General features: G+C 69.9%; 19 protein-coding genes. 13 read left to right on the plus strand and 6 right to left on the minus strand.

Features of this window, described 5'->3' with window-relative positions; all coding sequences use genetic code 11:
• Window positions 1–26 precede the first annotated feature (26 nt).
• The 4 genes from ACFHYQ_RS20040 to ACFHYQ_RS20055 are packed head-to-tail and all read left to right on the plus strand — an operon-like array spanning window position 27 to window position 1,714.
• Window positions 27–110 (plus strand): putative leader peptide, encoded by an 84-nt coding sequence (locus ACFHYQ_RS20040; protein WP_372446775.1) that lies wholly within the window; start codon window positions 27–29, stop codon window positions 108–110.
• A 58-nt stretch (window positions 111–168) separates the two neighbouring features.
• Window positions 169–579 carry a DUF4395 domain-containing protein gene (locus ACFHYQ_RS20045; RefSeq protein ID WP_394302683.1) on the plus strand — a complete coding sequence of 137 codons (411 nt, stop codon included), beginning with the start codon at window positions 169–171 and terminating at the stop codon, window positions 577–579.
• On the plus strand, window positions 576–1,415 hold the full coding sequence (locus ACFHYQ_RS20050) for a sulfurtransferase (protein WP_204018690.1): 840 nt from the start codon (window positions 576–578) through the stop codon (window positions 1,413–1,415). Before ACFHYQ_RS20045 ends, ACFHYQ_RS20050 begins: the two co-directional genes overlap by 4 nt.
• Window positions 1,415–1,714: a DUF1416 domain-containing protein gene (locus ACFHYQ_RS20055; protein ID WP_204018689.1), complete on the plus strand. Its 300-nt coding sequence runs from the start codon at window positions 1,415–1,417 to the stop codon at window positions 1,712–1,714. The genes ACFHYQ_RS20050 and ACFHYQ_RS20055 overlap by 1 nt, the downstream gene beginning before the upstream one ends.
• A 437-nt stretch (window positions 1,715–2,151) precedes the next feature.
• On the opposite strand, the gene ACFHYQ_RS20060 is transcribed toward ACFHYQ_RS20055, so the two are convergent.
• Window positions 2,152–2,397 carry a hypothetical protein gene (locus ACFHYQ_RS20060; RefSeq protein WP_394302684.1) on the minus strand — a complete coding sequence of 82 codons (246 nt, stop codon included), beginning with the start codon at window positions 2,395–2,397 and terminating at the stop codon, window positions 2,152–2,154.
• A gap of 190 nt (window positions 2,398–2,587) precedes the next feature.
• Here ACFHYQ_RS20060 and ACFHYQ_RS20065 point away from each other — a divergent pair, with 190 nt between their 5' ends.
• Window positions 2,588–3,871: a hypothetical protein gene (locus tag ACFHYQ_RS20065; protein WP_394302685.1), complete on the plus strand. Its 1,284-nt coding sequence runs from the start codon at window positions 2,588–2,590 to the stop codon at window positions 3,869–3,871.
• A gap of 24 nt (window positions 3,872–3,895) precedes the next feature.
• On the opposite strand, the gene ACFHYQ_RS20070 is transcribed toward ACFHYQ_RS20065, so the two are convergent.
• From ACFHYQ_RS20070 to ACFHYQ_RS20080, 3 genes are read right to left on the minus strand one after another with little or no spacing between them, the layout of a single operon-like run.
• Window positions 3,896–4,843 carry a hypothetical protein gene (locus ACFHYQ_RS20070; protein ID WP_394302686.1) on the minus strand — a complete coding sequence of 316 codons (948 nt, stop codon included), beginning with the start codon at window positions 4,841–4,843 and terminating at the stop codon, window positions 3,896–3,898.
• Complete coding sequence (locus tag ACFHYQ_RS20075; RefSeq protein WP_394302687.1) at window positions 4,840–5,520, minus strand: DUF4352 domain-containing protein; 681 nt, start codon at window positions 5,518–5,520, stop codon at window positions 4,840–4,842. Before ACFHYQ_RS20075 ends, ACFHYQ_RS20070 begins: the two co-directional genes overlap by 4 nt.
• Complete coding sequence (locus tag ACFHYQ_RS20080) at window positions 5,520–6,173, minus strand: hypothetical protein (RefSeq protein ID WP_394302688.1); 654 nt, start codon at window positions 6,171–6,173, stop codon at window positions 5,520–5,522. Before ACFHYQ_RS20080 ends, ACFHYQ_RS20075 begins: the two co-directional genes overlap by 1 nt.
• Window positions 6,174–6,356: 183 nt before the next feature.
• Here ACFHYQ_RS20080 and ACFHYQ_RS20085 point away from each other — a divergent pair, with 183 nt between their 5' ends.
• The 4 genes from ACFHYQ_RS20085 to ACFHYQ_RS20100 all read left to right on the plus strand — a co-directional run bounded on the left by ACFHYQ_RS20085 (window position 6,357) and on the right by ACFHYQ_RS20100 (window position 13,769).
• Window positions 6,357–8,531 carry a hypothetical protein gene (locus tag ACFHYQ_RS20085; protein ID WP_394302689.1) on the plus strand — a complete coding sequence of 725 codons (2,175 nt, stop codon included), beginning with the start codon at window positions 6,357–6,359 and terminating at the stop codon, window positions 8,529–8,531.
• Window positions 8,532–8,628: 97 nt separating this feature from the next.
• Window positions 8,629–11,757 carry an ATP-binding protein gene (locus ACFHYQ_RS20090; RefSeq protein WP_394302690.1) on the plus strand — a complete coding sequence of 1,043 codons (3,129 nt, stop codon included), beginning with the start codon at window positions 8,629–8,631 and terminating at the stop codon, window positions 11,755–11,757.
• A gap of 73 nt (window positions 11,758–11,830) precedes the next feature.
• Window positions 11,831–13,066 (plus strand): MurT ligase domain-containing protein, encoded by a 1,236-nt coding sequence (locus ACFHYQ_RS20095; RefSeq protein WP_394302691.1) that lies wholly within the window; start codon window positions 11,831–11,833, stop codon window positions 13,064–13,066.
• The gene (locus ACFHYQ_RS20100; RefSeq protein ID WP_394302692.1) at window positions 13,056–13,769 is read left to right on the plus strand and encodes a type 1 glutamine amidotransferase; all 714 of its coding nucleotides are present in this window, start codon (window positions 13,056–13,058) and stop codon (window positions 13,767–13,769) included. The genes ACFHYQ_RS20095 and ACFHYQ_RS20100 overlap by 11 nt, the downstream gene beginning before the upstream one ends.
• Window positions 13,770–13,779: 10 nt before the next feature.
• Here ACFHYQ_RS20100 and ACFHYQ_RS20105 read toward each other — a convergent pair whose 3' ends face one another.
• Window positions 13,780–14,142, minus strand: a complete 363-nt coding sequence (locus ACFHYQ_RS20105) for a DsrE family protein (protein WP_394302693.1) — start codon at window positions 14,140–14,142, stop codon at window positions 13,780–13,782.
• Window positions 14,143–14,275: 133 nt separating this feature from the next.
• Between ACFHYQ_RS20105 and ACFHYQ_RS20110 the strand changes: the two genes are divergently transcribed.
• The 3 genes from ACFHYQ_RS20110 (at window position 14,276) to ygfZ (ending at window position 16,681) form a co-directional block, all read left to right on the plus strand.
• Window positions 14,276–14,779: a heme-binding beta-barrel domain-containing protein gene (locus ACFHYQ_RS20110; protein WP_394302694.1), complete on the plus strand. Its 504-nt coding sequence runs from the start codon at window positions 14,276–14,278 to the stop codon at window positions 14,777–14,779.
• Window positions 14,780–15,177: 398 nt separating this feature from the next.
• The gene (locus tag ACFHYQ_RS20115) at window positions 15,178–15,588 is read left to right on the plus strand and encodes a Fur family transcriptional regulator (protein ID WP_394302695.1); all 411 of its coding nucleotides are present in this window, start codon (window positions 15,178–15,180) and stop codon (window positions 15,586–15,588) included.
• 34 nt (window positions 15,589–15,622) lie between these two features.
• On the plus strand, window positions 15,623–16,681 hold the full coding sequence (gene ygfZ / locus ACFHYQ_RS20120) for a CAF17-like 4Fe-4S cluster assembly/insertion protein YgfZ (RefSeq protein ID WP_394302696.1): 1,059 nt from the start codon (window positions 15,623–15,625) through the stop codon (window positions 16,679–16,681).
• An 11-nt stretch (window positions 16,682–16,692) separates the two neighbouring features.
• Here ygfZ and dtd read toward each other — a convergent pair whose 3' ends face one another.
• Entirely contained in the window at window positions 16,693–17,118 is a 426-nt protein-coding gene (dtd, locus tag ACFHYQ_RS20125) for a D-aminoacyl-tRNA deacylase (RefSeq protein WP_394302697.1), read from the minus strand.
• A 45-nt stretch (window positions 17,119–17,163) separates the two neighbouring features.
• Here dtd and ACFHYQ_RS20130 point away from each other — a divergent pair, with 45 nt between their 5' ends.
• The gene (locus tag ACFHYQ_RS20130; RefSeq protein WP_394302698.1) at window positions 17,164–18,105 is read left to right on the plus strand and encodes an asparaginase; all 942 of its coding nucleotides are present in this window, start codon (window positions 17,164–17,166) and stop codon (window positions 18,103–18,105) included.
• Window positions 18,106–18,115 lie beyond the last annotated feature (10 nt).

Here is an 18,115-nt window from a genome sequence, read left to right on the forward strand (position 1 = left end):
CCGAGACGACGGGTACTGTCATGGTCATGACTCCCACGACAGAGCTGCTGACGAAGCGGCGCGCGGTTGACTTCTGCCGCGTCGCGACCTCGCTCTGTCGCATGGCCTGAGGGTGATTCCCGCGGCTGCCTGCCGCTTTCCGCGAATCCTTCAGGAGCACCCCGAACGATGCAGATCGACCCGCGTGGTCCCCGTTTCGGTGCGGCCATAACAACCCTTGTTCTCGCGACAGTCCTGGTGACGCGCAGCTCCTGGCTGCTCGCGGCCCAGGCGCTGGTGTTCGCACTCGGCGCGTGCGGCGTCTCGCCGTACGGGCCGGTGTTCCGGGCGCTGGTGCGTCCGAGGCTGGGGCCGCCGCGCGAAATGGAGGACGCCGCACCGCCGCGCTTCGCGCAGGCCGTCGGTCTGGCGTTCGCGGTCGCGGGCCTGATCGGATTCGTGGCCGGGCTCACCCCGCTGGCCTTGGGTGCGACAGCAGCGGCACTGCTGGCCGCCTTCCTCAACGCGGTCTTCGGCTTCTGCCTCGGCTGCGAAACGTACTTGTTCATCCGCCGTCTACAACCTGGGAGAATGCAATGAGCCGTTCCGCCGTGCTGGTGGACGCCGACTGGGTGGAGGCCAACCTCGACACGCCTGGTGTCGTGCTCGTCGAGGTCGACGAGGACACCAGCGCCTACGCGAAGGGCCACATCCGCGGCGCCGTGAGGATCGACTGGAGGGACGACCTTCAGGACCCGGTCCGCCGTGACTTCGTCGACAGGGCGGGCTTCGAGGCCCTGCTGTCGGCCCGCGGCATCGCCAACGACGACACCGTGGTCCTCTACGGTGGCAACAACAACTGGTTCGCCGCCTACGCGTACTGGTACTTCAAGCTTTACGGTCACGAGAACGTGAAGCTGCTCGACGGCGGCCGCAAGAAGTGGGAGCTCGACTCCCGCGAGCTGGTCACCGACGTGCCCGAGCGGCCGGCCACGCAGTACCAGGCCAAGGAGCAGGACCTCTCGCTCCGCGCGTTCCGTGACGACGTGGTGAACGCGATCGGCAAGCTGAACCTGGTCGACGTGCGCTCGCCCGACGAGTTCACCGGCAAGCTGCTCGCCCCGGCCCACGTTCCGCAGGAGGCGGCGCAGCGGGGCGGCCACGTGCCGACCGCCCGCAACATCCCGTGGTCGAAGGCGGCCAAGGACGACGGCACGTTCCGCTCCAACGAGGAGCTCAAGGAGCTCTACGCGGGCGCCGGCGTCGACCTCGGCAAGGACACCATCGCGTACTGCCGCATCGGCGAGCGCTCGGCGCACACCTGGTTCGTGCTGCACGAGCTGCTCGAGCAGCCCAACGTGAAGAACTACGACGGATCATGGACCGAGTACGGCTCGCTCGTGGGCGTGCCGATCGAGCTGGGGGAGGCCCGCTGATGACCACTCAGGGTTGCGCCGCACCGGAGCAGACCATCGCGCTGCCGGCCGGGATCGACCTGTCCACCCAGGCCGTCATCCAGGGGGTCGTCTCCGGCCCCGGTACGGCCTACGCCCGCCTGCTCGACCACTCCGGCGAGTTCACCGGTGAGGTCGTCGTCTCCGACGAGGGCGTCTTCCGCTTCTTCGCCGCCCCCGGCCAGTGGACCGTCCGCATCATCGCGGGCGGTGGCGTCAGCAAGGACGTCGCGGTCGAGGCCAAGCTCGGCGAGGTCGCCCAGCTCGCGGTGTCCGTCTGACCGTCTCTTCCCCCATCCGTGCGAAGGCCGGTGCGTTCCCCTCGAACGCACCGGCCTTCGTCTGCGGATAGAACGATGCCTATGAGACGCAAGTACCGTGGTCTCTTGCGATGGGGAGCGAGGAGGGAGCATGTCTAGGATGAACGGGGACGTTCCGACCTCCGGTGGCGTACCGATCACAGAGGAGCTCATAGCCGCACTGGCGGAAGAAGCCGAAGCCGGATACGACGTGGATGTTCTTCGCCGCCGGGGGGGTAGGCGGCCAATCGGTTCCGCGCCTGCCGATGTGGTTCCGGTGAGGCTCGACCCCGAGCTGCGCTCTGCATTGCTCACGCGGGCCAAGCACGATCAAACCAGTGCCAGCGAAGTCATCCGCTGTGCGCTGCGGGCATGGCTCCACGTAGCCTGATCGAGCCAGGGTACAGCATCAGTTTCGATCACCAGTCGGCGTTGTCCGCCGCTGCCAACTCCTCTGGCGTTGGTACGGGGTCGGCTTCGGGCGGTGGGGCGGTCCGATCCCTGTAGTACTCGGTGATGCCGAGCACCATGGCTTCGATTTCCGCAACGTTGTCCACGTCCGCCACGAAAAGTCGCTCGACCCCTACGCTCCCTGCCCGGGAGCGATGAGCCGGATCCTCGGCACCGGAGCCACGAAACAGCTCCATGATCTCGTCGGCGGTCATCGGGGTTGTCGCTGTTCCGCGCAACCGACTGTTCACCCGCATTCCGTCACCTGTATCACATAGCTCCAATGTCCAACCTCTCAATGCTCAAGGTGACCAGGAAGACTTGCTCGGGTTGGACCTCACGCTCAGGCGGGTGGTGGCAAGACGGCGCCGACGGGGGAGTGGGTGAGCCGATAGCATGCGGCAGGTGTCTGGAACGTCCGAGATCGCCGCTCCTCGCCGGGGCGTCGGCAGGCCGACCTGGCTGCTGTCGCCGTACGCGCTGCCGTTGCATGCCTTCCGGATCGCCGCGAAGTGCGCACTGCCGCTGATCATCTGGTTCTCACTGGGGCGTCTCGTGCGGTGGGGGCTGCTCCTGCTGGCCGCGACGCTCTCGCACGGGTCGTGGTACCAGGCCCGGCTGGTCGTGGTGATGTTCCTGTTCACGCTCGTCGTGATGACGTCGCTCGCGACAACGGCCGGCATGCTGTACGCCATCCGGGACGCCCTCATGGAGACCAGGGCGCGCAGAGAAGCGGGAGAGGGCCGGGAGAGCCTACTCGGCGCACTCAACCGCACCGCCCTCGTTTTCGCCGGCATCTACCTCACCTGGGGATTCGCCTCCCAGGACGTCCGTGATTTCATGGAGATCGACCTGCGCCGGCAACCGGATCGCATCCTGGTCGACGTGTTCGCGGGTGAGGACAGTGGCGTGATGGCCGGGCTCATCAGCCTCGACGTGAAGATCTCCCTGGTGGCGATGGCGGTCGCCTACCTGATCAAGACGTTCTTCGGTCGACGCCACGAGGCCGGCAATGGTCGCCTCTCCGGCATCCTGGCCACCTTCGGTGAGCTCGCTTTCGTGTTCTATGGGATCAACGCGGTATACGCCGCCGTGGGGGCCCGCTCCGACTGGTTGGGTAGCCGGGAGATCGTCGCCGGATGGCAGGACTGGACGGCCGAGGCCAATGCGAGTGTTCCGGGCTGGGAGCCGTTCACCGGCTTCATCGGGGAGATCTGGCCGTACGCCATCGACGCGCTTGTCGTTCCGCTCGTGTGGCTGACGGTCGGCATCCTGGTCTATGGGGCGTACGCGGAGGATACCCGGACCACGATCAGGGGGACCCGTCTGGAGCGGGCGGTGGTGCATGTGGAACGAACGCACAACTGGACTCGACTGGCGCTCATCAAGCTGGGTGCTGGATGGACCGGCCGGTGGATCCCGCTGCTCAACTCGCTGCGACTCACCGTGCGCGGCGGGGCCCCGCTCTTCGGACTGTTCGCCCTGTGCTACGTGGGGCTGCGGGTGGGCGGGGATTACCTCGGGCGGGCAGGAGGCTATCTCGTGGCCATCGATGAGCCGTACATCTGGTTCATGACACATGTACCCGTCGGCTTCGTCACCGATCTACTGGTCACCACGCTGACCATGTGTCTGGTCGCCGCCACCTTCGATCTGGCGGCGACCAGACAGCGGCTCGGCCGCCGGTAGTCCCCGGGGGGATCTCCCGCGGACTCAGCGCAGGAACCGCAGCACGTGGTCCGGCTTCTCTGTTTTCACAGACTCCTTGAACATGTCCTCGACGGACTGCCCCGGGACGCTACGGGCGATGCTGGGGCGTAGGAGGATCTCGACCTGATCGGCGACGGACGGCGGGACCACGCCGACCAGCTCGATCCGGTACGGCGTGCCGACCTTGTTCTCCTCGGTGTCGAACGGTGTGTCGTTCTTGAGTTCCTCCATGAGCCAAAGGCGGCCGGACTCGTCCGTCAGCCGTAGCTCTGGAGAACCGTGGCGGATCGCGCCCTCGCCGTCGAGCGCGGTCCTGGTGACCACGGCCCTCATCCACTGTCGATCCGAGGTGTCCGGCTGTCCCGTCGGGTCGGAGATTTTCTCAAGCGACGCCTGCCAGGAAACGTGCTGCCAGACGCCGGGCTGGCCGGGCTGCACGGACTGGGTGTGGTCGCTGGGCCGCATATACCTGTAGACGTTGTAGCCGAACCAGGCAGGGGCACCGACGGCGAGGACTACCGACAGCGCCGCACCTGCCCTGAGCAGCACCGTACGGCGCGGGCTTCGGTTGGGCTCCTCACCACTGGGCTCCTCACCACTGGGCGTGGACTCGGCAGGGGGCTGCTCGGCAGGTGAAGGCTGCGCCGGCGGTGACTCCACGGACGGCCGCACCGTGGATGACGGCGCGCCGTGTGAAGGGGAGGCCGCGAGCGGGGTGGCTCGGAGGGCGGGGAATGGCTGGGTGGAGTCCGCTTCCCGCTCAGGCGGCCAGACCCGGACATCCTGGGGCGGCCGCAGCCGGCCGGGAATCGGGATCGCGACCGGCGCCTGAGGCAGCGGACCGCTGTAGGTGATGTCGGACGGGTCGTCCGGGATCTCCGTGGGCTGGCTCGGCGGTGGAGCGAACCAGTCGCGCTCGTGCGGCGTCTCGTTCGTGGGAGGCTCGGTCATCGCTTCTTACTCACGAGTGAGTGGTAGTCCTCTGCCTGCTTGATCAATCGGGAGGCCGCGTCGCCGGACAGGCCGAGGTCGATCTCGGCCTCCGGGGCGGAATAGTCGACGATCACCTCGGACGGGGGAGCGACGATCATCCGAGCGCCCGGTACGGCGTCCTTGGGTACCTCGAAAACCAGGACGCCACTCGACCAGAACCCTGGCTGGTAGCGCCTGTTGAAGGCGGTCAGGCTCACGTCCACCTTGTCGGTCGTCTGGTAGCGGCGGCCGTCCTCCGTGAGCAACACGACATTGGAGCCCGGGCTCAACCGCATGGGCACGCGGGTGGTGGTGATCGAGATGTCGACCAGGAGGAACAGGTTGCTGGTGCCCACCTTGGTCACGTTGTCGCTGAAGTCTGTGGTGTCCACGGCATTGGCCGCGGTCACCGAGCTCACCTTGATGCTGAAGCCGTGGGTCTCCACCACCTCGCCGACCAGCCCGTTGGCGGTGACCCGTGAGCTGCGCTGTTCGGTCGGCAGGATGAAGGTCTGCGCGTACACCGCCGCCGCCGCGAGCACGACGCCGGCGATGGCGGTCACGACACGCGCCCCGGCCCCCCTCCTGCTCGGCCGTCGGCACGACTCGACGGGTTGACGGGTCACGGGGGAGGCCCCGGACTGTGTCACGGCCATCACGCCTGCTCCTGCCGTACGGGCAGGGAGACCTGCGCGGCGACGGTTGGCGTGAACTCGCCGTCCTTGTCCTCTCCGACGAGTTGCCAGTAGTGGGTCCGGTCCCGAATGCCCAAGGCGCCGTAGAAGAGACGGCCCACGTCGACCCGGATCTCGGCGGGTGCCGTGGCCGTGGGTTCCAGTTCGTACTTCACGACCACCGTCGTGGTTATCCCGGGATGGAGCTGACGGCTTTCTATCCCGTAGCTCAGCACGAACACGTCGGCGCCGTACTTGCTCTTGATCTCCGGATTGACGCTGAGGAGGGATCCGGCGAAGGAGAGCGGCATTTCGGAGATCTTGCCGGGTTTGGGGAGGAGGCCGACCCTCGTGGTCTCTTTGCCGAGGTTGGTGACCTTGATGAAGATTTCGAGGTAGCGCTTGGTCATGCCGAAGCTGCCCTGCTCGGTCGTGTCGACGGCCTCGAGGAACTCCGTACGGAACTGGCCCTGGTCGATGGCCTGCCCCGGGGTGAGCTGTGGAGGCTTCTCCGGCGGGGCCTCCTTCAGCCCGCCCAACGCGGCGGTGACGCCGATCCCGGCTGCGGCCAGCGCTGCGGCGACCGGGACCAGGACCGGGCGTCGGCGACGGGTGCCATGACTGGGTGACGTCATGGCAAGCGATGGTAGTACGACCACACTCGCCCCATCCGCCTCGTTGATCCCGCCTCCGGCAGGACCATGCTCTCGATCCCGCCTGCGGCAGGAATATAAAGGGCGCGAATGGCGAGAAGCCCACCCTGACAGGGCTTTCAACTCCTACGCTGGTGATCGAGGCGGACATGGAGGACTGGGCTCGTGGGCGACCCGCACCCTGAGCATGCCCAGCCCCAGGCAGATCGGATCTACCTGGGCTGGCAGTACGCTCTGTTGTACCCGGATCCCGGGCCACCACCGAAGCGTCCGGCCCGGGATGACGTCGTCGCCGATGAGGATGCGGCCGGGCAGGACGACGAGTGGCTCCGCAGGGCACGGCTCCAGGAGGACCTGCTCAACCGCCCGGTACGGATCTTCCGTACGTTCATGACCGTTGTGGCGGCGGTGATCCTCGTTCTCGGCGTATTGGGCCTGCTGGCCTGGCCGCTCGTACTGCTCGGCCTGGTGGCGGCCGGCGGCGTCGCCGGGATCTGCGCGTACGCCATCCGGCAGGGCAACCGGACCGTCGACGCGCGGGTGAGCCAGCGCCGGGAGTCGGCCCGGCGCGAGCAGGAGCGGCGCCGCCGCGAGATCGTCTCCGCGCAGGAGGAGCACGCCGCGAAATACCGTGACTGGGCGGAGCGGAAGAACCGGTTCGACCGCCAGCTCACCTGGTACGCGGTGGCCGTGCCCGACGAGATCGACCGGGTCGACGTGGCGGGCGGCACGCTGCCGGGTTGGTCGGCGCTGATCACGCTGATCGGGGCGACCCGCCTCTACAGCGGGGGCCACCTGACCGTCCTCGACCTGTCCGAGGGCGCGATCGCCAAGGACCTGATCGAGCTGGCCAGGCGGGGCGGCGACGACCCGCTCGTCTGGGTGCTCCCGGTGGACCTGCCCCGCCTCGACCTGGGCGCGACGCTCAAGCCCGAGGCGTTCGCCGACGTGCTGGCGCACGTGGTCAGCGTCAGCGAGGAGACGAGCCGGGACATCGGCTTCGACAACGCGATCCTGGAACGGGTGCTGGAGGTCCTCGGCGAGAACGCGACGATCAGCCAGGTCACCGCCGCTCTGCGGGCACTGGCCCAGGTGGGCGACCCGCGCGACGACATGCGGTTCGGCCTGCTCACCGCGGGCCAGCTCGAACGCATCGGCATGCTGTTCGGCCGGGGCGTGGCCGACCGGGTGGTCATCGAACGGGCCTGGGCGCTGGAGTCCCAGTTGCGCAAGCTGGAGGCGCTCGGCACCGAGGCCGTACGGCTGCCGCCCGCCCGGCTGCGCGTGGTCAGCATGGATCGTCAGGCCGGCGTCTTCGGCAACCGCGTCCTGGGGACGTACGTCGCCACCGCGCTCACCCACATCCTGCGCCAGTCGCCGGCGAGTGAACGGCCCTGGTATCACACGATCATCGTCGCCGGGGCGGACAAGCTGCGCGGCGATGTGCTCGACCGGTTGATGGACGCCTGCGAGACCTCGCGCACCGGGCTCGTCCTGACCTACCGCAGTCTCACCCCGACGGTCCGGGAGCGCCTGGGCCGTGGCCACGCCGCTGTCGCGTTCATGCGCCTGGGCAACGCGGAGGACGCCCGGGTGGCGAGCGAGCACGTCGGCACCGAGCACCGCCTGCAGTTGGCGCAGCTCACCGAGACGTTCAGCTCGGCGGTGCACGGCGCCGGCGGCTTCTACACCTCCACCGTGGGTGCGGGCCACACCAACCAGGAGGAGAAGGGCGAAGGCGACCTCAGGGAGGACATCACGGAGTCGACCGAATGGGGTCGTCACGCCAACACGGTCGCCGAGGGGGTGCTGCAGCGGTCGCGCGAGTTCCTGGTCGAGCCGCACCAGCTCCAGCAGCTCCCCACGACGTCTGTGATCGTCACGCATGCGACGGCGGAGGGACGGCAGGTGAGGCTGGCCGACGCCAACCCGGCGATCCTCACCCTCCCCAAGACCACGCTGCACGAGTTCGGCGAGGTACGGCGGGCCGCGCTGGCCGCCGAGGAATCGAAACCGCACAGGTATGGAGGGCGGAGCCACGGAACGCGGCCTCAGGGAGCGGGGAAGTCGGAGCCACCCGAGCGGGAAGCCAGCGACAACCAGGACGATAGAGACAATCGGGACGAGGGAACCGCACCGCCGGGCGCTCCGCCCGCCGACGCAGCCCGATCTGAAGCCGGCCGATCTGAAGCCGGCCGATCTGACGCCGTACGACCCGGGGCCGCCCTGGCCGACTCCCTGCCCACTGAACCCCTGCCCGCTGACCCCCTGTCGGCCGACGCCCCGCCGCCCAATCTCGGCCCTCCGCCGCCGCGGCTGGACTGGCGCAGGCGGCAATAGACACGGTTTGGAACGGGTAAGGGCATCGTCAACACGGCCATGCGCACGTGATGGTTGAAGGAGTCTCTTCCCTGTTCGTCGTCGACCGAGGGTTCTCATGCATCCGTTTCCCCTGAGCGGGCCGTGGTACCGAATCCAGGCGATAACAGCCCCCTCGCGCAGTTCATCCGCTGAGTGGGACTTCGTCACGGTTCTCCCGGCTGTCCTTTCCGCCGCCCAGCGCAACCGGCCGTTCGTCATCGGCTGGCTCTCCCGGGGCTCGGGCGCCCCGCTCGAGCTGATCACGAACGCCGGGCCGCTCTCCCCGCCCCGCCCGCCCAGGCGTGCGACGGCACCCGGTGAGTCCCACGTCGCCAGTCCCCAGCCGCTGCTGTTCCCCGGTGGCGCCCGTGGGGTGGAGATCGGCGACGAGTGGCTGGACGACCTGGCGGACCTGGTGTGGACGCCGTGCCCCGGCCGCCAGGCACCCCCGTTGTACGGCAGGCGCGAGCCCGAGCCCGACGAGCACAAGCGGCCGACGCTGTTCGAGTCCACGCTGGTCACGCTCATGTCCCGGCCGTTCGGCTGGGTGGTGGTGGCCGAGCCGACCGACCTGCTCGACGCGGAGGTCACCCACCTGCGCACCCAGCTCAACGTGCTGCGACAGTACGGCGACGCCTCCGAGCGGTCGCGGTTCGACGCCGAGCGGGCCGAGCGCAGGATGCAGGAGCTCGACGCCTTCCGCGAGGCCGGGCTGTGGAACGTGCGGGTGCTCGCCGGCGCCGCCGGGCCCGACGAGCTGCGCCAGATCGCACCGGTGCTCGTCGGTTCCGTGGAGATGAGCCACCACCCCTACCGGCTGCGCAGCGCCATGTCGCTGCCGGCCCTCACCGGGGACGGCGGGTGCGATTCGGTGTACGGCTTCGCCGAGGCGCTCACGGTCAACCTGCAGGACTCCGCCGACGGCGCGGGCGCGCCGTTCGCGGCCACGGCGGGCGCGCTCGCCGCGCTCGCCGGACTGCCCCGGCGGGAGGTGCCGGGAGTGCGCGTGCTCGACGCCGGCTTCTTCGACGTGACGAGCGAGGCCGAGGTGGAGGGCTCGGGCGAGCTGATCGATCTCGGCGCGATCGTCGACGGACAGGACCGGACGGTCGGCACGTTCCGGGTGCCGCTGGCCACGCTCAACCGTCACGCGTTCGTCACCGGGGCGACCGGTTCCGGCAAGTCCCAGACCGTCAGGCACCTGCTGGAGCGGCTCACCGAGGCGGGGATCCCCTGGTTGGCGATCGAGCCGGCCAAGTCGGAGTACGCCGCGATGGCCGGCCGCGTCGAGCAACTGGCCCCGGTGACCGTGATCAACCCGTCGGCGCCCGGCAACGTGCCGATCAGCGTGAACCCGCTGGCTCCCGAGCCGGGCTATCCGGTCCAGGCGCACATCGACATGGTCCGGGCGCTCTTCATGGCCGCCTTCGACGCCGAGGAGCCGTTCCCGCAGATCATGTCACTCGCGCTGCAGCGGGTGTACGAGGCCAACGGGTGGGACGTGGTGACCGGGGGCGGCATCCCCGGCGCGGCCGTACAGCCCGCGGTGCCGACCCTCGAGCAGCTCCAGCAGCACGCGCTCGAGGTGATCCAGGAGATCGGCTACGGCAACGAGGTCCAGGCCGACGTCGAGGGGTTCATCAGCCTGCGCCTGCGCAGCCTGCGGGTGGGCAGCGCGGGCAGGTTCTTCGAGGGTGGCCATCCCGCCGACATCGGCGGGCTGCTTCAGCGCAACGTCGTGCTCGCGATCGAGGACGTCGCCAACGACGAGGACAAGGCGTTTCTGATGGGCACGTTGATCATCCGGATCGTCGAGCACCTGCGGATGCGGGCCAGGCAGGAGCCGCGGCACGAGCAGCGGGAGCGCGGGCTCCGCCACGTCATCGTGATCGAGGAGGCGCACCGCCTGCTGCGCGACCGCGGCGCCCAGCGCGCCTCCACCCACGCGGTCGAACTGCTCGCCGGGATGCTCGCCGAGATCAGGGCGTACGGCGAGGGCATCATCGTGGCCGAGCAGATCCCGACCAAGCTCGTGTCCGACGTCGTGAAGAACACGGCGCTCAAGGTCGTGCACCGGCTCCCGGCCGAGGACGACCGGCAGCTCGTGGGGGCGGCGATGAACCTGAGCGAGGACCAGTCCCGCCAGGTCGTCTCGCTCCAGCCCGGGCACGCCGCGGTCTTCGCCGACGGCATGGACCGGCCGCTGCGGATCCGGGTGCCGCTGGGGGAGGACCGGGAGCGCCCGACGCACAGCCCGGTGCCGCCGATCCGGGGGCGCCGCTCGGCCGCCTGCGGCGGCGAGTGCCGTACGGGCAGGGCGTGCACGCTGATCGAGCTGCGGGAGGCCGACCTGCTCGCGGCCGCACCCGAATGGGCCTGGCTGCGGATCTGGACCGACACGGTGATCCTGGCGTTCGTGACGAACCGGTCGCTGCCCGGGGTGCCGCGCGTGCTCTCCGACCTCTGGGCGGAGCTGCCGGTCAAGCGCCGGGAGTGCCTGCTGGCCACGCTGGTCGAGCAGGCGGTCGCCGGCCGGGCCTGGTCGCTGCGCACGTGCTTCGACCCCGCGCGGCTCACCGAGAGGGCCGCCGAGGTCGCGGCCGGGCTGCTCGGACAGCGGGAGCGGACGCCGCCGATGCGCGCCGGCGAACGGCCCGGGCCGGGCTGGGTGATCCCACAGGTCCGCTGGCTGCACGAGGTGGACCGGCTGTTCCCCTTCGGCCGCCCGGCGCCCGACCTGCGCAGTCCCGCTCCGGCCATGGAATACCCCCTGTTCGGGACGGGGGAGCCCGTCGCCGACGGCCCCGCCGAGACTGCCGAGACTGCCGAGACCTCGACGGCCTCCGCCGGCGGGCGAGGCGGCGCCGTGGCGCTCGGCGTCCGTACGGAGTTGCTCGGCCATCGGGCCAGGGCGCTGCGCCATCACCCGCTGTCGATGGAGGTCGACCGCAACCGGGCGCTGGCCTGGCGGGTGATCCTCGGCGACGACGAGCACGAGGGCATCCAGCGGGACGTGATGACCGTCGCGCTCGCGGTGGAGCCACGCGACCGGTTCAGGTACGTCGCCCAGACGATGGCGGCAGGCTGGCTGGAGACCGTGCTGTCGTGGCCGCGCCGCTTCGTGCTCCCCTTCGACGGAGAGACCCCGGCCGAGCTCTCCTTCACCGGCCCGGACGGGCTGGGTCGTGTTTCGAACGCCCCCTGAAGCACCCGACGCGCCGGTGGCGGCCGGGACGCGCCCGACAGGGACCCGTGGCAGGCGCACTAGGATCACGGGCATGAGTCAGCTTCCGTTGCGGGCGCAGCTTGCCAGCGCCCTGGGCCGTACGGCGGCGACGCTGTCCCGGGCCACCGGGCGTGGTGACGGTTCGGTCATCGGCGGCAGGGTCGGCCTGATGCTGGAGCCCGACCTGCTGCGCAAGCTCGCGGCGGACCGCAAGCTCGTGCTGGTCAGCGCCACGAACGGCAAGACCACCACGACCCGGTTGATCACCTCGGCGCTGCAGGAGCTCGGCGAGGTCGCGACCAACGCGTTCGGCGCCAACATGCCCGCCGGGCATGTCTCGGCGCTCGCCTCAGCCAAGGACGCGCCGTACGGCGTGCTGGAGGTCGACGAGAAGTACCTGCCCGAGGTGCTCGACACGACCCAGGCCGGCATCGTCTGCCTCATGAACCTCAGCCGTGACCAGATGGACCGGGCGGGCGAGATCTGGCAGCTCGCGCAGAAGTGGCGCAGGGCGCTCAGCGGAAAGCCGGTGCACGTGATCGCCAACTGCGACGACCCGCTGGTGACCTGGGGCGCCTCCACCGCCGCCCAGGTCACGTGGGTGGCGGGCGGGCAGCGCTGGCGTGAGGACTCCTGGTGCTGCCCCGAGTGCGGCGGTCCGCTCGACCGCTCCGCTTCCGGGGCCGCCTGGGCCTGTCGCGAGTGCCCCTTCCGCCGCCCCGAGCCCAGTTGGGTGCTCGACGGGGAGGACGTCATCGACCCGCGCGGCGCCCGCTGGCGGCTCGACATCCAGCTTCCCGGTGAGGCCAACCGGTCGAACGCCGCGATGGCGCTGGCGGTCACCGAGGCGTTCTGGCTCGATCCGGCCAGGGCCCTGCCCAGGTTGCGCATGGTCACCTCGGTCGCCGGGCGTTACACCATGGTCGAGCGCGACGGCCGCGCGCTGCGACTGCTGCTGGCCAAGAACCCGGCCGGCTGGCTGGAGGCGTTCGATGTCGCCGATCCCGCGCTGCCGATCATCCTGTCGGTGAACGCTCAGGGACCCGACGGCCGTGACACCTCCTGGCTCTGGGATGTGGACTACCGGGTCCTGGCCGGCCGTCCCGTGTTGGTGGCCGGTGAGCGGCGTCTCGACCTGGCGCTGAGGCTCGCCGTGGCCGGCGTGCCGTTCCAGGTCTGCGACTCGTTCCAGCAGGCGATGGCGCTCGTGCCGCCCGGTCGGGCCGATGTGATCGCCAACTACACCGCGTTCCAGCAGATTCGAGCGGAGTTCGGCCGTGCAATCTGAACTGTCTATTGTCTGGATTTATCCGGACCTGCTCAGCACCTACGGAGATCAGGGCAACGTGCTGGTGCTGGAGCACCGCGCCCGGGCCCGGGGCATCGCGACCAGGACGATCCACGTCCGCTCCGCCGATCCGGTGCCGCAGCAGGGGAACATCTACCTGCTCGGCGGCGGAGAGGACCGGCCACAGATCCTCGGCGCCGAACGGCTGCGCAGGGACGGCGGGCTGCGTACGGCGGTGGCGCGCGGCGCGGCGTTGCTGGCGGTCTGCGCCGGCTACCAGATCATGGGCTCGGTTTTCGGCGGTGAGGACGGCCGGCCGGTGGAGGGCATCGGCCTGCTCGACATCAGCTCGGTCCGGGGTGAGCGGCGCGCGGTGGGTGAGCTGGCCGCCGACGTCGATCCCGCCCTGGGCGGCCTGCCCAGGCTGACCGGATTCGAGAACCACATGGGCGTCACCAGGCTCGGGCCCGGCGTGCGCCCGCTCTCCCGGACGATCGTCGGGACCGGCAACGGCGACGGCACGGAGGGCTGCTACGCGGGCAGGGTCATCGGGACCTACCTGCACGGCCCCGCGCTCGCTCGCAACCCGGCCCTCGCGGACCTGCTGCTCAGCTGGGTCGTCGGGCCGCTCACGCCGATCGACGACAGCTGGTACCAGCGGCTGCGTGAGGAGCGCCTCACAGCCGTGCTGCCCCCCGCCTGAGTAGGAGAGTTCAGTAGACGAGGGCCTGGGTGCCGTCGGTGAGGATCTCCTCGACGAACGTCGAGGCCCCCGCGATCCGCACGCCTTCGATGACGTCGTCGACCGTGATGCCGCGGCGGGCGGCGCACTGCGTGCACAGTGTGACCCGGCCTCCCGCGAGCATCGCGTCGAGCAGGTCCTGCAGCGGCGGCGCCTCCGCCAGGGAGAACTCCTTGGCCCGGCCGGGCAGTGCGAACCACGACGACTCGCCCGTCAGCCAGAGCGAGACCGGTACGCCGGCGGCCAGGGCGGCCGCCGCGACGGTGAACGCCTGGTTGCACCGCTCGGGTGCGTCGGCCCCGGCGGTCACCTTGATCACCAGTGATCGTGCCATGCTCGCAGCCTAGTCCCTGAGCCTTCGGGCGACGGCGTCGCGTGCCGTACAAGTAGGGATAAATGCCTCCATGGGCGGGGAGTGCGCTCTCGGACGACGAGCACGGTGTCCTGTTGCTTCTAAGCTCGATTCCATGGACCAACATCCCGACCTTGAGCCGATCGCCTTCCTCCTTGGCCGCTGGGAGGGGGCCGGTGTGATCGGCTATCCGACGATGGAGAGCGCCAACTTCGGGCAGGAGGTGGCGTTCGGGCACAACGGAAAGCCGTTCCTCACCTACGAGAGCCGGACCTGGCTGCTGGACGCCGAGGGCGTCAAGGTCCGCCCGCTGGCCAGGGAGACTGGTTTCTGGCGGATCCTGCCCGAGCGCCAACTGGAGGTCTGCATCGCCCATCCCACCGGCATCGTGGAGATCTACGTGGGCGAGGTCGTCTTCCACAAGATCGAGCTGCGCACCGACATCGTCGCGCGCACCGTGACGTCCAAGGAGTACAGCGCGGGCCACCGGCTCTACGGCCTGGTGAACGGCAACCTCATGTACGCCTATGACATGGCGGCGGTCGGACAACCGCTCCAGTCGCACGCGTCGGCCGAGCTCAAGAAGGTCGCCGACTTCGACCCCGGAGCCGACGCCTGAGGCATGGAAGAACCCCGGGCGTGCTCCGCTTCTCAAGAGGCTCTTCTGGAGAGGATCTCTCTGAGAGGCGGGCCGGCTGGACCATGGCCGAGGACGTGAAACGTGCTCGGCCGCCGGCCGCCCGGGGTTCCGGTGACTGTTGTGGATTCGCCAGACGTCGTACGACATCCGGACGGAAGGTCCCGATGGGCGCCGCCTAGCGGACAGCCACCTCGCTAGCCCAAGAATGATCAACCATTGTTTGGACCACCTCCCTTCTGCGTATCTGCACCGTATGCGAGCCGCCCCGGGCCGGGCAAACGATTATCTGTGGGGGGATTCGCCCGGATATGTAACGTATGGCGATCTGGCCGTGCACAGCAGGCCATGACTCGTGAAACACGACCTAAACTCTGGTCATGGTCGAGACTTGGCACGAGGAGCTGCGCGCGCGGGGCTACCGGGTCACTCCCCAACGGCAGCTCGTGCTGGAGGCGGTCACCGAGATGGGGCACGCCACGCCGGAGGAGATCTGCTCGCGCGTGCAGGAGACCGCCCGGGGTGTGAACATCTCGACCGTCTACCGCACGCTGGAGCTGCTCGAAGAGCTTGGGCTGGTCACCCACACCCACCTCGGCCACGGCGCGCCCACCTACCATCTCGCCTCCGAGGCCGATCACGTGCATCTCGTCTGCCGGGGATGCGGTGAGGTCACCGAGGTCGCCCCGGATCTCGTCCACGGCCTGGTGTCCGCGCTCAACGAGCAGCTGGGCTTCGTCACCGATGTCCGGCATCTCACCGTTTTCGGGCGCTGCCGCGGCTGCCGCTGATCCGTACGGCGCACCCCAGCGGTAGCCTTGGGCCATGCGGAGCCCATTGCTTGACACACCTGGGGCGGTCGCCGGGGATGCACCGGACAATTCGGTCGCCGCGCATTACAGTGATCCGTACGGGGAGCAGCGCGCGCTCGCGGCCGGCCGGGCGCTCGTCGACCGGAGCAACCGGGGGGTCGTACGAATCTCCGGTCCCGACCGGTTGAGCTGGCTCAACAGCCTGAGTTCGCAGAAACTCGACACCCTCGAACCGGGCGCCCCCACCGAGACCCTGTTCCTCGACCCGCAGGGCCGGGTCGAGCACCACCTGACCCTGGTGGACGACGGCGAGGCCATCTGGGGCCATGTCGAGCCGGGCACCTCGGGAGAGCTGGTCGCCTTCCTGGAGAAGATGCGGTTCACGCTGCGGGTCGAGGTGACCGACGTCAGCCCTGATTACGCCGTGGTCTCCATCACCGCGCCGGGCGCCGCGGAGGCGGTGGCGATGGTCGGCGACGGCATCGTGACCGTCGGCGGCGATCTGCTGGTGCCGCGTGACCGGCTGGCCGGCCTCCCCGCCGACCTGGACCTGCGGCCGGCCGGGCTCTGGGCGTACGAGGCGCTGCGGATCGCGGCTCACATCCCCAGGCTGGGCTTCGAGACCGACCACAAGACGATCCCGCACGAGGTCGGCTGGATCGGCGCCGCCGTACACCTGACCAAGGGCTGCTACCGGGGCCAGGAGACGGTCGCCAGGGTCCACAACCTCGGCCACCCGCCGCGCAGGCTGGTCTTCCTGCATCTGGACGGCAGCGTGGACGTGCTGCCGCCGCACGGTGCGCCCGTGACGCTCGGCGTCGGCAAGCCGGTGGAGGCCGAGCCGGAGGCGGCCGTCGAAGGGGCGGCCGAGCCGGGTCAGCTCGGGTTCGTCGGCTCGTCGGCCCGCCATCACGAACTGGGCCCGATAGCCCTGGCCGTTGTGAAGCGGACCGTGCCGGTGGACATCGATCTGCTGGCGGGCGGCGTGGCCGCCGCACAGGAGGTCGTCGTCCCCCCGGACGCCGGCCGGAACGTCAAGATCGACCCAGCCCTGCGCCGCCGCCTCCGCTGACGAGGCCGGGATCAGACCTCGAGGATCAGGGTGATCGGGCCGTCGTTGGTCAGCGAGACCTTCATGTCGGCGCCGAACACCCCGGTCTCCACCCGGGCGCCCAACGCCCGCAGTTCCTCGATCACGGCCTCGACCAGCGGCTCGGCCACCGGGCCCGGCGCCGCCGCCTGCCAGGTGGGGCGGCGGCCCCGGCGGGCGTCGCCGTACAACGTGAACTGGCTGATCACGAGCAGCGGCGCGGCCACGTCGGAGCACGACTTCTCGCCATGCAGGACGCGCAGCCCCCACAGCTTGGCGGCGAGCCTGGCCGCCTCGGCCCGCCCGTCGGTGTGGGTGACGCCGATGAGCACGAGCAGGCCCGGCTCGTCGATCGCGCCGACGACCTTGCCTTCGACCACTACTGACGCGGAGCCGACCCGCTGAACGACAGCACGCATGGCCCCGAATTCTGCCATGCCGACCGGCTTCATAAACTGCCCACTATGTCTGAGCTGATCGTCGAGGTGGTCCGTTCCGGGTTCGTCGAGTCCGTCCACCGGGCGCGGGTACACGTGGTGAACGCGCAGGGTTCGCCGGTCCTGGTCCACGGCGACACGGAGAGCCTCACCTCTCCCCGCTCCGCGATGAAGCCGCTTCAGGCGCTGGCCATGGCCCGCCGCGGCCTGCCGCTCGAGGACGAACTGCTCGCGCTCGCCTGCGCCAGCCACAGCGGCGAGTCCTTCCACATCGACGGCGTACGGAAGATCCTGGCCGGGGTGGGGCTGGACGAGCACGCCCTGGGCTGCCCCGAGGACATGCCTCTCGACCGGGCGTCGCGCGATCGGGTCGTCCGGGAGCACGGCGCGCCCGCCAGGATCTACATGAACTGTTCGGGCAAGCACGCGGCGATGCTCGCCACGTGTGCGGTGAACGGCTGGCCGACCGAGGGATATCTGCGTCCCGGGCACCCGCTGCAGCGGGCGATCAGGGCGACGGTCGAGGAGCTCACCGGTGAACGGGTCGCGGCGACCGGCGTGGACGGCTGCGGCGCCCCGTTGTTCTTCGTCTCGATGGCCGGTGTCGTACGCGCCTTCCGCCGGCTCCCGGTGGCCGCCCCCGGCAGCCCGGAACGGCGGATCGCCGACGCCATGCGCGCCCACCCCCAGTGGACGAGTGGTACGGCACGGCCGGAGGCGGAGCTCATGCGGGCGATCCCCGGGCTGCTGGTGAAGGTGGGCGCCGAGGCGTTCAACGCCTTCGCCTTCTCCGATGGCCGGGCCGGCGCCATCAAGATCGTGGATGGCGGCGACCGGGCCCGTACGCCGGTGACGGTCGCCGCGCTGCGCGCTGTCGGACTGGACGCGCCGGAGCTGGCCGGACTCGCCACCATGCCGTTGTTCGGCGGCGGCGAGCCGGTCGGCGAGATCCGCGTCCGTCAGGCTTGAGCCGCCCCGG

Source organism: Sphaerimonospora cavernae, from assembly GCF_042435035.1.
GTDB classification, from domain to species: domain Bacteria; phylum Actinomycetota; class Actinomycetes; order Streptosporangiales; family Streptosporangiaceae; genus Sphaerimonospora; species Sphaerimonospora cavernae.